Source organism: Flavobacterium bizetiae, assembly GCF_902804475.1.
Taxonomy (GTDB): Bacteria; Bacteroidota; Bacteroidia; order Flavobacteriales; family Flavobacteriaceae; genus Flavobacterium; species Flavobacterium bizetiae.
Map to the genome: position 1 here is coordinate 1 of NZ_CADCSU010000169.1, position 14,715 is coordinate 14,715.

Below are 14,715 nucleotides of genomic sequence, written 5' to 3' on the forward strand. Positions count from 1 at the left end.
GTTTTTTTTAGACATAATTTATGAATTAAATAATTTTAAGAATACGCTGATATTTAATACATTTATAAAAAAATTCCAAAAACATATGAGTTATTATAAAATTGAAAATTTAGAACAATATTTTAAACATTACAATAAGTCAATAAGGGAGCCAAGGAAGTTTTGGGGGAAAATTGCTGAAGAAAATTTTACATGGTACCAACACTGGGAAAAAGTAGTTGATTTTAATATGGCTGATGCCGAAGTGAAATGGTTTACTGACGCAAAAGTTAACATTACCAAAAATTGCATCGATAGACACTTAAGTAAAAGAGGAGAAAAAACGGCTATTATTTTTGAACCGAACGATCCTTCAGAAAGTGCTTTACATATAACATATAACATATAACGAATTATACGAAAGAGTTTCGAAAATGGCGAATGTTTTGCGTGAGCAAGGCGTACGTAAAGGAGACAGAGTTTGTATTTATTTACCAATGATTCCTGAATTGGCTGTTGCTGTTTTAGCTTGTGCCAGAATAGGAGCGATTCACTCTGTTATTTTTGCAGGATTTTCAGCTTCGGCAGTTTCCGCAAGAATTAACGACTGCGAATGTAAAATGGTGATTACTTCTGATGGAGGTTACAGAGGAAATAAAAACATTGATTTAAAAGGAATTGTAGACGAGGCATTAGATACTTGCCCATCTGTTACTAATGTTTTGGTTGTAAAAAGAACCAATACTAATGTAAAAATGAAAGAAGGACGTGACCAATGGTTACAGCCTTTATTAGATGTTGCTTTAGACAATAGTGTTGCCGAAATTATGGATGCAGAAGATCCATTGTTTATTTTGTATACTTCAGGATCTACAGGAAAACCTAAAGGAATGGTTCATACTACAGCCGGGTATATGGTTTATACAGCCTATACTTTTAAAAATGTTTTCAGTCACGAAGAAAATGATATTTTCTGGTGTACGGCAGATATTGGATGGATTACTGGTCACTCTTATATATTATACGGACCATTATTAAATGGAGGAACAACGGTAATTTTTGAAGGTGTACCATCTTATCCGGATTTTAGCCGTTTTTGGGATATTATCGAAAAACACAAAGTAACTCAGTTTTATACAGCGCCAACTGCAATTCGTTCGTTAGCAAAAGAAAGTTTAGATTATATTCAAAAATATCCTCTAAAATCGCTAAAAGTAATTGGATCAGTAGGAGAGCCAATCAACGAAGAGGCTTGGCACTGGTTTAATGACCACGTTGGAGATAAAAGATGTCCTGTTGTAGATACATGGTGGCAAACTGAAACGGGTGGAATCATGATTTCTCCAATTGCTTTTGTAACACCAACAAAACCAACATACGCAACTTTGCCATTACCAGGAATTCAGCCTGTTTTAATGGATGAAAAACGCAATGAGATCGAGGGAAATCAAGTGGTAGGAAGTTTATGTATTAAATTCCCTTGGCCTGGAATCGCCAGAACAATCTGGGGTGATCACCAACGTTATAAAGACACTTATTTCTCTGCTTTCCCTGGAAAATATTTTACAGGCGACGGAGCTTTAAGAGATGAAGTAGGGTATTACAGAATCACCGGTAGAGTAGATGATGTTGTAATTGTTTCAGGACATAATTTAGGAACAGCGCCTATCGAAGATGCGATCAACGAGCATCCTGCAGTTGCAGAATCTGCAATTGTTGGATTCCCACATGATATTAAAGGAAATGCTTTATACGGTTTCGTGATTCTAAAAGAAACGGGAGAATACAGAGACAGAGCCAACTTAACAAAAGAGATCAATCAATATATTTCTGATCACATTGGGCCAATTGCAAAATTAGATAAAATTCAGTTTGTATCTGGCTTACCAAAAACACGTTCAGGAAAAATCATGCGTAGAATTTTACGTAAGATCGCCGAAGGTGATTTCTCAAATTTTGGAGATATTTCAACTTTGTTGAATCCGGAAATTGTAGACGAAATTACAAAAGAAAGAATTTCTTAATTCTGAAATAAATAGAAATAAAAAATGCCTCTTAGTTTTAAGAGGCATTTTTTTATATTGTAAAAATCAATTGTAGATTTTAGCGCATTTTTTGTCATTTCGACGTAAGGAGAAATCTTCGCAAGTAACTCCGCATAGAAAAGGTTTTTCTTTCTTTAAATAATAATAGTAAAGATTCTAACCTTTTAAATTACCTTCTATAACTTATATGGTTTAACTTTTCTATTTAATCCCCAATCGAGATTTTAACTTCAAAAACAAAAGCGCAATTTTATAAGCATCTTCCGAAGAGGAATTTCTGTCGCTTTTTGGAATTTTGTAAATTTCGCTTAAATCGTCCAAAGAAAATTGTTTATCATTGATGTCCATTAATTTTCTGTACATCATGTCGATATCCAATGCTTCATTTTTTAATCTTCCACAATCCAAACGTTCTAGGGCAGCGTTTAGCATCTCGATATCAAAATTAATATGATGTCCTACTAAAATAGAATTACCAATAAAATTAACAAATGCTTCAATTGCATCTGGCTCAGGCATTTTAAGCATTTTGCTCTCGATGATAAATTCATTCGAAAGTCCGTTATCCTGCAAGAATTTGTATTGCAGCAAAACAGCTTCAAAATTATCTTTTATCACAATACCATCATCAATAACAGAAAAAGCACCCAAAGACAGGATCACGTCTTTGTTGGGATTTAATCCTGAAGTTTCAGTAGATAAAACTACAAACCTGTTAGGTTTTGTTTCGAATTTAGTCAGGTATTCTTTCCAGAAATCCGGATATTCTTTGTTGATATTTTTAATCCAGTCTAGCATATTTATGAGAATTGTGTAAGTTGAAATTTACTCTTAATTAGTTCCTCAAGATCTTTCATTGGGGTTAAGGCATTTTTTAACTTTTCTTTGTCTGTTTTAGACATTTCTCGCAAATTTATATATTGTCCTGAGTCGTCATTCTTTAATCCTTCGACAGTTCTAAATTTTGAGAGCGTTAAAAAAGCTTCGGCACAGCTTAAGTAAATTTCAGCATTTTTAGAATCTGTAATTGCTAATTGTTTGAATCTCAAATAGGTATTTTTGATTCCTTTGATATTAGCATTTAAAATCAACAAACGTGCAGCATCAATTAACGGCATTAATGCACGTGTTTTGATGTCGAATTTTGTTTTGTGCGGTCCTTCTTCTTCAACAATGAATTTTTTGAAGAAACTCAAAGGAGAATTTCTTTTTAAAGCATCATTACCTAAAAAGTCGAAGAACAATGTATTATTAACAGCATTTTTGAAGATAACATTTTCGATTACTTCTTCAATTTTTGGTTCTCCAAAAACAATTTCATAATCAAAGAAAATACTACTTAAATCGTTGCTGTTTTCACCTGGAGTATTCATCCAGCTGTTGTATTGTTTTGTCCAGTCTGTCAATGATTTACACCATAACATATTGCTTCCCATATGTCCGTTTGGACAATATTCGTAACCTACTTTTTCTAATATCGAAGTAGTTCTTTTAGCCAGTCTTAAAAAGTAATCTTTTACTTCTCTGTATTTCTCAGGCGCAACATCTTCAAAAATAAGAATACTATCCTGGTCTGTTAGTAATAATTGCTCTTTTCTTCCCTGACTACCAATACTTAACCATGCAAAACGGGCAGGAGGTGAGCCTAAATCTAAAATAGACAATTCGACAGCACGTTTTATAATAGCCAGATTGATTTCGCTGGCAATATTACTAATATGAGAAATCGGGATGTTTTTTTGAATTGAGTTTTGAATCAAATCAGACAAACGATCACGGATTTGTTTTAAGTCTTTTGGAAGCTGAGAGCGTTTAATTTCTTTAATTAAAACACCAGGATTACTAGCTTGAGCCACAATTAAATCGTGTTCAGAAATAATTCCTTTTACAGCAGATTTACTCGTACCATCTTTAGTAACACATAAATGCGTTACATTATTTTTTAGCATTAACAATTGCGCTTCGGCAAGAGAAACATTTTCAATTACGGTAACTACCGGAGACGACATGATTTTGTCAATCGTTTCTGTGATAGGATAGCGGCCTGTCGCAATTTTAGACGATAAATCGGCATTTGTAACAATACCAATCGGATTGTTTTTTTCGCAAATCACGATATTATCTACCATAGATTCTGTCATCAGGATCGCAACATCTTTTATAATGCTGTTTGATTCTGTTGTTAATGGCGAATTATTATAGGCAAGTGACTGAATATATTGCATTTCTGATTGCTGATCTACATAAAAAGCAGTGTCAGAAATCAGTTTTCCATTAGAGTTTACGTTGTCTTTTGCATGTCTTGAATTGATAGCGAAATTCTCTAATAAAAAGTTTAAAACATCCGAATTATTAGCTACAAAAGGTCTAAAAACAGCGATAGGAATAGCATAAATAATACTTTCTTCACGTGCTTTTGCCGTCATCATATAGTTGTTTTTGGCAAAAAACGGACGTAAACCAAAAATATCGCCTTCATGACATTTGTTGATAATCGTTTCTTCGGCATCAGCAATTGTTGTTAAATTTATGACACCCGAAGCCACTACATAAAAGCTATCATGTAGTAAATCATTTATTTGAAAAAGTACAGCGTGTTTTTCTAAATTGATAACACGAATGTTTGTAGCAATATCAGATAATTCCTGAAAAGTTAAATTATCAAATGGCGGGTATTCTTTTAAAAAATCTGCAATATGCTCAGCAATTGTATTCATACGTTTGATAATTTTTTTAAAGTATCGAATGTAAAAATAATAAAATAAACTCTTACAATGAAAGCATCTTTGCGAGAATGTAATTATTTTAATAAAATGTTAAAATTTAATGATTTACGGGCTTTAAAAAAGCTTTTTTAGGATTTTAAAATCATTATTATCATTTGAGTTTTTATTTCTGTCCGGAAATAGAAGCACAATCGATCGTCAAGAACTTATTTATGAGTAAACGATTGTCGTTTGACCGAAATAAGAAAGATTCATAGGAAGGCGAGTTTCGAAATATTCTATTTTACATAATATAAATTATAGTTCAAATTATATAAGTCTTAAAACGGTGCAAAACACCGTAAATCCAGCCTTATTCGTATAGTTTCGTAAGAATCGTTTCTTTCGGAACTAAATCAGAACCACCTCTTTTGGTAAACTGTATCACTCCTTCATTTACATAAAGTACTGCGCTTACAGAACCATTTTTGGCTTTCATACTAATTTGAGCTTTTTCACCAAGCGTATATACATATCCGGTAACTTCCATAACACCGGTTACGAATTTTTCATTAGCGCTTGTAATTTCTGCAGTTCCAAATATTTTACTGTTAGATTGCGCTATATTTAAAGTCAAAACATATTCTTTGCTACAATCCTTGCAATTTTCTGTGCTCCATGTACCTGTAAATCGATTTGTTTGCGAATGTGCTGAAAAAGAAATAAATAACAACAGTAGAATGAATTTTTTCATTAGAATTAAGCTTTGTTTATAAAATATCTTCAAATATAAACGAAAAAAGCATTCACCGTGGCGAATGCTTTTCTTTTCGTTATAAAATTAAATTATTTTATTTTTTTCAAATAAACAGATTTTCCGTTTAATGCAACGTTAATTTCATTGTTTTTCTCTGAAAAAGTCGTTCTCAAAGCATTTCCTTTAAAAATGGTAACATCACCGTAAACTTTTCCGGTTTCATCAGAAATATATTCAAATAATAATTTTTTGTTATCTGGCTCAATTCCAATTTTATAACTTGAAAATTTCGAAGTTTCTAAATTGAATTCCTGTTGAGTGTCGATGATTTTGCCATCAGCATAAAAATTGGTAACTGATTTGTTTAAAGTTATATCAGGATAATACTGATTAACTTTTTGAAGAAGTGCGTATTGCTCCGGGCTTGCATCTTCTTTTTTAGATGTAATTGTCTGTGCAAACGAAATTGATGTAAAAATAAGAGCGAATAGTAAAGAGAAATTTTTCATAAATTTTAATTTTTAGGATTAGTTTGAAAATCAATTATTGAAATTCAATTTTTGGCTTAAAACGAACGCGGTTTTTATATAAAACCCCGTTAAATTATATAACAAGGTACTAAATATTTACCTTTGCAGGAAATTAAAAGCAATTTTTTAAGAAAATGACAACAAAAAAATACATTAAACTCATCCTTATTTTAGGTTCTCTAACCGCACTTGGCCCTTTTTCAATAGATATGTACTTGCCTGGTTTCTCAGGTATTGCTAAAGATTTACATACAACTGTTGCAAAAGTATCAATGAGTTTATCGAGTTATTTTATCGGAATTTCGGCCGGACAATTGCTTTACGGACCATTATTAGACCGTTTTGGGCGTAAAAAACCTCTGTTTATTGGTCTTTTGGTTTACATATTAGCCTCATTAGGTTGTGTTTATGTAGCTGATATTGATTCTTTTATTCTTTTACGATTCGTTCAGGCCATTGGAAGTTGTGCTGCAACAGTAGCTTCTGTAGCAATGGTTAGGGATTTATTTCCTGTTAAAGATATTCCAAAAGTATTTTCATTATTGATGTTGGTTCTTGGGCTTTCGCCGATGTTGGCGCCAACAATTGGTGGTTATGTTACCGAAGATTACGGCTGGCATACGGTATTTTTTATTTTAATGTGTATGGGAATGGCAATTTTAATTGCTGCTCAGGTTGGTTTGCCAAATAGCTACAAACCAGATACTTCGATTTCATTAAAACCAAAACCGATTATCTCGAACTTTTTAAAAGTTTTAAAAGAACCTCAGTTTTTTACGTACGCATTTACAGGATCTATTTCTTTTTCTGGCTTATTTACTTACGTAGCGGCCTCTCCTATAATTTTTATGGATATTTACCATGTAGACGCTAAAACTTATGGATGGATTTTCGCCTTTATGTCGGTAAGTTTTATCGGATCAAGCCAGTTAAATTCAGTTTTGTTGAAGAAATTTTCAAGTGAGCAAATGATTTTTGGAGCATTAATTACACAATCTGTCATTGCCAGCGTTTTCCTGATACTTGCTGTAAATAATTTATTGGGACTATACGAAACAATCGCAATGCTTTTCTTGTTTTTAGGGTGCTTGGGAATTTCAAATCCTAATACAGCCGGACTTACAATGGCACCTTTTGCTAAAAATGCCGGAAGTGCCTCTGCTTTAATGGGTGCAATTCAGCTTGGTTTGGGAGCTTTGGCATCATTTGCTGTTGGGGTGTTTGTTAAGGATTCTGTAGCGCCTATGGTAGTTATTATGACATCAACAACCATTATTGCTTTTATTGTTTTAAATATTGGAAAACGTTTTATTAAAGAAAAAGTCGAAGTCTCTAAAGATGATGATGTTTTGGTTGGGCATTAAAAATTAATAATTTTCAATTTTTTAAATTGCTTCGCCTGTTCGCTAACGCTCGGGTCCAAATTCCAAATTTTACGCAATATTTCTATTATTTTTTTAGGAGCTAATCCCGCTATTCGTTCCACCCGAGCGATAGCGAACTGACGAAGTAATCTTTTGTGGCGAACACCGCCACAAAAGGATTTCCTCTGCTATCAGGGCTAGAGCAATCATTTTCATAACAATATTTTCGTGTAGCTAGTCATTTCTTATTAACTAGATCTAAACTGAAGCATTTAAGATATATTCTAAATGAACTAAAAAGCCAGAATTTAATAATTCTGGCTTTTTCTATATATGTAAATATTCACAATTCAATTGGAATTTGGAATTTTTTAAAATTTAAAATTCATCTATTCACTTTGTTGTCTTTTATCAGGCCTAATAATCATTCTCAAAGACTGATCTCTGGCAAAATAAGCAACCATCCAGTTCCAGAATGTATTTAATCTGTTTCTATAAGTAATTAGGGATATTAAGTGGATAAACAGCCAGATAACCCAGGCAAAAAATCCTTTGAAATGCCATTTTGGACTTGGTAAATCGACTACGGCTTTGTTTTTTCCTATAATTGCCATTGAACCTTTGTCATTATAAGCAAAAGGTTTTAAAGGTTTATTTTGAACTAAAGCTTTAAAGTTTTTGGCCAGGTTTAATCCTTGCTGAATCGCAACCTGAGCAACTTGCGGATGTCCGTCAGGGAAATTTTTATCACCGGCCGTGATGGCTGTATCGCCAATAGCATAAATATTTATAAGTCCATCAACTTTATTGTATTGGTCTGTTGCCATACGTCTTCCGCGACCGTAACTTTCTTTTGGGATTCCGTCAAAAATTTTAGCCGAAACTCCGGCAGCCCAAATTAAATTTTTGGTTTTGATGGTTTCTCCATTTTCAAAATGCACTGTATCATCTGCATAATCTACTACGCGTGTGTGTAGTTTTACTACAACGCCTAATTTGGTTAGTGCGTCTAGGGTATCTTGTTGCGAAGCTTTACTCATAGGAGCGAGTAGTGCGTCTCCCCCATCGACCAAATACACATTACTGGCTGATGTTTCGAGTTCCGGATATTCTTTTAATAAAATGTTTTTACGCATTTCGGCAAACATTCCTGAAACCTCTACTCCTGTTGGTCCTCCTCCGGCAACAACAATCGTTAATAATTTGCGACGTTTACGAATATCTTTGGTGATAGCTGCTTTCTCCAGGTTTTTAAGCAACGTATTACGCATTTCGATGGCATCATTTAAGGTTTTCATCGGAATGGCGTTTTTCATTACGTTTTCCATGCCAAAATAACTTGTTTCTGCTCCTGTAGCAAAAACCAAATGATCGTACGTTAATTCGCCGTTATTAAGGATTATTTTATTTTCGGCAGGAACTACAGAAAGTAATTCGCCTAAACGAAACTGAAGATTTTTTTTGCCTGCAAAGAATTTTCTAAAAGGATAACTGATACTTGATGGTTCTAAAAACGCTGTAGCAACCTGATATATAAGTGGTGGGAAAAAATTGTAATTGTTTTTGTCTACAAGGGTTACTTGTATTTGAGGATGGTCTACAAGCTCTTTCGCAAGATTTATACCTGCAAAACCACCTCCTATGATGACTATGTTCATATATGTTGTTTTATTTAAGTGGATTTTATAAAAATATACCTTAAATGTACAACTTTAAAATACAATGACAAATGTCAGTATTATTACTTTTTGAATTTTTTAACAGGTTTTTCTGTTACTTCAACTTTGTTTTGCAAAACGTAATTGGCTAACAATTTTTCGATCAATTCATCTTTGGTAAGATGGTGAAAAACAGTTTTTACTTTCGTTTTTAAATCGGCTGAAATATCGTGATTGGGTTTTGTTTTGAAGATTTGTTTTGCCCATAAAAGCGTATTATTTTCTTCTAAACTTACTACCGAAGGTTTTTGAAATTGAGTAAATTTAATTCCTAATTCTTTTTCGAATTCCGGAATTTCAGCTGTTTCTTCTTCTTGTAAAACGGTTAAAGAAAGCCCCTTGGCTCCTGCCCTTGCCGTTCTACCACTACGGTGAACGTAGTTTTCGTAAGTATCCGGTAAATGGTAATTAACTACATAAGAAATTTCTTTTACGTCGATTCCTCTTGCTGCTAAATCTGTTGCAACCAGAATATTGATGTGTCCTTCACGAAATTGCTCCATGATTCTGTCACGGATTCCCTGAGATAAACTTCCGTGTAATGCGCCCGAAGAAAAACGATTAATGGCTAAGTTTTTAGCCAGTTTGTTTACTGCAGCTTTGGTTTTGCAGAAAATGATTCCGCGTTCTCCGTCTCTTGAGTTTAAGAAGTGCATTAAAACATCTAATTTCTCAATTGGATCCACTACAATATATTCGTGATCAATTCCTTGGTTACCAACGGTTTCCATATTGGCGCTCACCTGAACTACATTTTTGTTTAAGTAATTCTGAATCAATTGTTTGATTGTTCCGGGCAAAGTAGCCGAAAACAATAAAGTTCTGTGTTTTTTAGGAAGTTCGGCTACGATTTCGTCTAAGCTTTCTTTTAGGATCGAAACCATTTCGTCGGCTTCGTCTAAAACTAAATATTGTGCTTGTTTTAAATCGATTGCTTTACGCTGAATTAAATCGATTAAACGTCCCGGAGTTGCTACAACGATGTGTGTTGGTTGTGATAAACGCTCGATTTGAGGTTTTATCGGGATTCCGCCACAAGTTGAAGCGATTGAGATGTTTGGAATGTGTTTTCCGAAATCTTCTAAGTTTCTGAAAATTTGTTGTCCAAGTTCTCTGGTTGGTACCAAAATTACAGCTTGTACAATTGGCGATTCGGTATCGATTAATTGTAATAATGGCAATCCGAAAGCGGCTGTTTTACCGGTTCCGGTTTTGGCTAAACCTACCACATCGTGGGTTTCAGTCAGCAATAACGGAATTGTTTTTTGTTGAATTTCTGTTGGTTCAACAATGTTCAATTCGCTTAAAGCTTTTAAAATTGGTGCTGAAATTCCTAATGATGAGAATTGTTTAGACATTGTTTTTTTATTTTAGTCCCGATAGCTATCGGGATGATTTTAGATTTTAGAATCTGTCACAGATTGCTCTGATTAAAATGATTTTTTAGAACTTGCAGTTCTGTTTTATTTTTGTCATTTCGACGAAGGAGAAATCACATCCAATATTTGACAAACTTTGTCTGATACTAGTGTTATTTCTCCTTCGTCGAAATGACAAAACTGAGAAAACTTTATTATTCGTCGTCTGGTTCGTTCATGATTTTCTCACGATACTTTTTACCTATTAGTAAAACAAGTTTTAGTTTGTAATCGTCAACCAGCCATTCGCGGTAGTTTTTACTACACTGGCTCAAACATTTAGAATAACGTTTGATACGACAATCTATATCGTCGTCAAGCTCTTTTCCTAATGATTTTGCTTCCTGTAGGGTTTCGGTATTATCAACACACATTGAAGCGTGTTGTTCTAACGATTTGTCTAATACTACTTTAGAACGTAAATTTTGTTTAATGATTAGTTTGTGTTCTTCATCAACATCAAAAGTAACATCGGCGGTTTTAGCGAATTTAGCGCGTAATTCCGGCGGCATACTGTATTTGAAATACAATTCGATTTCGGTATCATCACGAAGGTTTTCCAGATAAAATTCCGGTGATTTAAAGATGTGTTGCCAGTTTACAGGCTCGCTCCATAAACCAAAACGCGCTGCATTGTTTCCTAAATCGATTACTGTAAACTCGTCTTTACCAGGTAATTTACGAGATCCACGACCAATCATTTGGTAATATAATGTAAGCGATTTTGTTGCTCTGTTTAATATAATAGTTTCTACTGTAGGCTCATCGAAACCTGTTGTTAAGATTCCAACAGATGTTAAAATAGCATCCGGAGTCTTTTTAAACCAAGCCAGGATATCTTTACGCTCCTCAGAACTACTTGTGTTATCAAGGTGTCTGATGTCGTAACCTGCTTCTCTAAAGGTTTCATATACATATAATGAGGTATGAATACCGTTGTTGAAAATCAGGGTCTTTTTGCCTAACGAACGTTCTGTATACGCATGCAAAAGTTTTTCCTGCATGATGGTATTGGTATATAGATCATCTGATGATTTTACGGTGTAATCTCCGTTGATACCTACTTTTAATGATGTTAATCCCACATCATAACTATAGGTGGTTGCACGTGCAAGGAATCCTTTGTCGATTAATGAGCTAATGGTGTCTCCCACAATAAGTTCATCGTAACTCTGGTGCATTGGTAATTTTATATTCGAACTCAATGGCGTTGCTGTTACCCCAAGGATAAAGGCATTTTTGAATGAGTTTAATAATTTTCTGAATGAGTTGTAATGCGCCTCATCGATAATAACCAAACCAATGTTGTCAAGATGCAATTTCTCGTCATTAATACGGTTTTTCAACGTCTCAACCATGGCCACGAAACATGAAAAATCGTTTTGGTCAGGTAATTCTTTTACTTTACTGTTAATGATTTTATTAGAAACGCCAAACCCTTTAAGCATTTTTGAGGTTTGTTTACAAAGTTCGATACGATGCGTTAAAACCACCACTTTTTTATCATTATTAGCTAAATAACGACGTACAATTTCGGAAAAAATCACTGTTTTTCCGCCACCTGTAGGCAATTGATACAATAAATGATGTTTCGAAGGAGCATTGTCTAAACGTTCAAAAATGGCATCGATATCGCCTTTTTGGTATGCATAAAGTTCTTTTTTCTCTTCTCTTTCTATTTCTAAAGTGTTTTGAGACATTGTTTATTTTTGGATTTTTGCAAAAATACACCGAAAAAACAGTTATTCATCTTATTTTAACGTAAAATAAATGATTTTTTTAAATAAGATTTTTTATGAGAAAAGCCTTTATAAGTCGATTTTTTCTAAAATTGCCTCAAAATCATACTTGTTTTTCCATTTTTGTTGCATAGTTTCTTGCTGAATTGACATAATTCTTTCTTTAAAATCATGTAAAATTCCGTTAGAAATTACAAAATTTACTGCTTGCTCAAATGAATTTAAAATACTTTTGTAAAATAATTCCTGCTTTATAAAATTATTTGAAGAATAGGTTTGCGCTATTTCGATGTTATAGAGCATGATATCGGCAATGACAAAAGGATCTACTCCTATCATTATAAAATGTTTTATAATTTTTTGCGCAACAGAACGACGCATTTTGGCTTTTGGACGCCATTTTGCATTGGGTTTCTTTATAGGAAAATATTCGTGTGATATTTTGACTTTAGATTCCTGAAGCAGTTTATCTTCTTTAGGATTAAAAACAAAATCATAATACACTTTTACCGGAGCAAATTTTTCGTACAGCTCGATAATTTGTTCTTCGAGTTGTTCTTTGTTTAATTCGGCCAGATATTTTTTTAAATCGCGTTTACTCATTATCAAACTTTAAGATTACAAAAGTAAATTACTTTCCTGATTCATACCGCAAAAACCAACGATAATACTTAATTTTGCTTGCATAAATTTAAAATATATATACATGCTCAAGATTTTCAAAGTTACCGCAATTTTAGAAGGAATCTCTTATTTAGTATTATTTGCTAATATGCTCGTTATCAAAAACAGTAATCCTGAACTTTATCATACGTTTTTACGCCCATTAGGAATGACGCATGGCGTGTTATTTATAGGATATATTATATTGGCAGTTTTATTAAGAAAATCTCAGAATTGGGATTTAAAAACTTTTGGAATTATACTGATTGCTTCTCTTATTCCGTTTGGAACTTTCTATATAGAGAAGAAATACTTAGAAAATAATGCATAAACTTTTGGATAAAATATTTAACTTTTTATATCCGCTTTTTAGGGATTGGGGAATGAGCCGCAACTTTGCGTCGTACATAAGCCTTGTCCTTAATATTGCTATTATGGTAGCTCTGGCATTTGCCATCTATTATGTAGCAAAATTTGTTTTAGTAACCCTGACTGCGATTTTTGCCCAAAAAACAAAAACCAAGTTTGATGATTATCTAATTCATAACAAAACCACTAAGTACACTGCATATTTAATTCCGTTTTTCTTTATATATAAAGCGGTTCCTATTATTCTGGATAAATACGAATATTGGGAATCACTTTTTGGAAAAATAGTGGGTATTTATATCGTTCTAATCAGTTTATGGATTATTAGGACGATTTTTAATGCTTTACGCGATTATTTAAAACAAAAACCCGAATACAGCGACAAGCCTATTGATAGCTTTGTTCAGGTTATTATGATTGTTCTTTGGATTTTTGGTGTGGCGATGATTATTTCAACGCTTTTCGGAATCAAAAAAGGAGAATTATTAACTATTTTAGGAACACTTTCAGCGATTATTATCTTGATTTTCAGAGATACGATCTTAGGATTTGTTTCGAGTGTTCAGGTTGCCATAAACGACATGGTGCGTATTGGTGACTGGATTACGATGGATAAATTTGGTGCCGATGGAGATGTGATCGAAATAAACCTGACTACGGTAAAGGTCCGAAATTTTGACAACACTATTACCACGATTCCGACTTATGCTTTGAGTTCTGATTCTTTCCAGAACTGGCGAGGCATGCAAAAATCTGACGGAAGACGTATCAAAAGGCATATTTTAATAAAAAGCAGCAGTATTCGTTTCCTGAATAATGATGATCTTAATCATATGAAACGCGTTCAGCTTATTAGTTCTTATATTGAAACCAGACAGGCTGAAATCGAAAAATACAACGATTTACGCGGTGTAGATAAGTCTTTATCTCTTAACGGCCGAAATATGACCAATTTAGGATTGTTCAGAAAATATATCATGCAATATTTGATAACGCATCCGGGATTGAATAAGGATATGCATATTATGTGCCGTCAGCTGCAATCGAGTGCGCACGGAGTTCCGCTAGAGATTTATGCGTTTTCGAGCGATAAACGCTGGGCGAATTACGAATATATTATGGCCGATATTTTTGATCATGTTATGGCTTCGGTTGTTTATTTTGATCTTGAAATATTCGAACTGCCGTCGACGATTGGGCCGTTAAGTTAGTTTTCAGGTTTTTAACCGCAAAGGACGCTAAGGTTTACGCAAGGTTCGCAAAGATTTGATACAAAGCTTTGCGAACTTTATTTTTTCTAATACAGTAAGTAGATTAAAATCTTAGCGTTCTCCTATGTTTGTCGAATTAATTTACAAGTTATAGATATTTGTAAATTTGACATATTAAAGTGAAAAGAATGAGAGTACATTCGCGCCTAAATAGTTC

At 33.6% G+C, this 14,715-nt stretch carries 11 protein-coding genes and 1 pseudogene; 4 read left to right on the plus strand and 8 right to left on the minus strand.

Translation table 11 applies throughout. The features are described from left to right. Positions 1-85: 85 nt before the first annotated feature. Positions 86-2,003, plus strand: a pseudogene (acs, locus tag FLACOL7796_RS21600) (acetate--CoA ligase). Between the two features lie 222 nt (positions 2,004-2,225). Here the strand turns inward: acs and FLACOL7796_RS21605 are convergent. The 4 genes from FLACOL7796_RS21605 to FLACOL7796_RS21620 all read right to left on the minus strand — a co-directional run bounded on the left by FLACOL7796_RS21605 (position 2,226) and on the right by FLACOL7796_RS21620 (position 5,995). After that, complete coding sequence (locus tag FLACOL7796_RS21605; RefSeq protein WP_173972864.1) at positions 2,226-2,822, minus strand: 3'-5' exonuclease; 597 nt, start codon at positions 2,820-2,822, stop codon at positions 2,226-2,228. Positions 2,823-2,824: 2 nt separating this feature from the next. Further along, positions 2,825-4,741: a DUF294 nucleotidyltransferase-like domain-containing protein gene (locus FLACOL7796_RS21610; RefSeq protein WP_173972865.1), complete on the minus strand. Its 1,917-nt coding sequence runs from the start codon at positions 4,739-4,741 to the stop codon at positions 2,825-2,827. A gap of 361 nt (positions 4,742-5,102) precedes the next feature. Further along, the gene (locus FLACOL7796_RS21615; protein WP_173972866.1) at positions 5,103-5,483 is read right to left on the minus strand and encodes a hypothetical protein; all 381 of its coding nucleotides are present in this window, start codon (positions 5,481-5,483) and stop codon (positions 5,103-5,105) included. 92 nt (positions 5,484-5,575) lie between these two features. After that, entirely contained in the window at positions 5,576-5,995 is a 420-nt protein-coding gene (locus tag FLACOL7796_RS21620; RefSeq protein ID WP_173972867.1) for a hypothetical protein, read from the minus strand. 155 nt (positions 5,996-6,150) lie between these two features. On the opposite strand from FLACOL7796_RS21620, the gene FLACOL7796_RS21625 reads away from it, so the two are divergent. After that, on the plus strand, positions 6,151-7,380 hold the full coding sequence (locus tag FLACOL7796_RS21625; protein ID WP_173972868.1) for a multidrug effflux MFS transporter: 1,230 nt from the start codon (positions 6,151-6,153) through the stop codon (positions 7,378-7,380). Positions 7,381-7,769: 389 nt separating this feature from the next. On the opposite strand, the gene FLACOL7796_RS21630 is transcribed toward FLACOL7796_RS21625, so the two are convergent. From FLACOL7796_RS21630 to FLACOL7796_RS21645, 4 genes are all read right to left on the minus strand, one after another. Then, positions 7,770-9,038, minus strand: coding sequence for an NAD(P)/FAD-dependent oxidoreductase (locus FLACOL7796_RS21630; protein ID WP_173972869.1), 1,269 nt, complete (start codon positions 9,036-9,038; stop codon positions 7,770-7,772). Positions 9,039-9,121: 83 nt separating this feature from the next. Next, on the minus strand, positions 9,122-10,456 hold the full coding sequence (locus tag FLACOL7796_RS21635; RefSeq protein ID WP_173972870.1) for a DEAD/DEAH box helicase: 1,335 nt from the start codon (positions 10,454-10,456) through the stop codon (positions 9,122-9,124). 215 nt (positions 10,457-10,671) lie between these two features. Then, entirely contained in the window at positions 10,672-12,216 is a 1,545-nt protein-coding gene (locus FLACOL7796_RS21640) for a DEAD/DEAH box helicase (RefSeq protein ID WP_173972871.1), read from the minus strand. Between the two features lie 108 nt (positions 12,217-12,324). Beyond that, a complete protein-coding gene (locus tag FLACOL7796_RS21645) occupies positions 12,325-12,858 on the minus strand; it encodes a DUF6155 family protein (protein ID WP_173972872.1) in 534 nt (177 codons plus the stop codon). A 103-nt stretch (positions 12,859-12,961) separates the two neighbouring features. Here FLACOL7796_RS21645 and FLACOL7796_RS21650 point away from each other — a divergent pair, with 103 nt between their 5' ends. Further along, the gene (locus tag FLACOL7796_RS21650) at positions 12,962-13,249 is read left to right on the plus strand and encodes a DUF3817 domain-containing protein (RefSeq protein ID WP_173972873.1); all 288 of its coding nucleotides are present in this window, start codon (positions 12,962-12,964) and stop codon (positions 13,247-13,249) included. Next, on the plus strand, positions 13,242-14,498 hold the full coding sequence (locus tag FLACOL7796_RS21655; protein ID WP_173972874.1) for a mechanosensitive ion channel family protein: 1,257 nt from the start codon (positions 13,242-13,244) through the stop codon (positions 14,496-14,498). Before FLACOL7796_RS21650 ends, FLACOL7796_RS21655 begins: the two co-directional genes overlap by 8 nt. Positions 14,499-14,715: the final 217 nt, after the last annotated feature.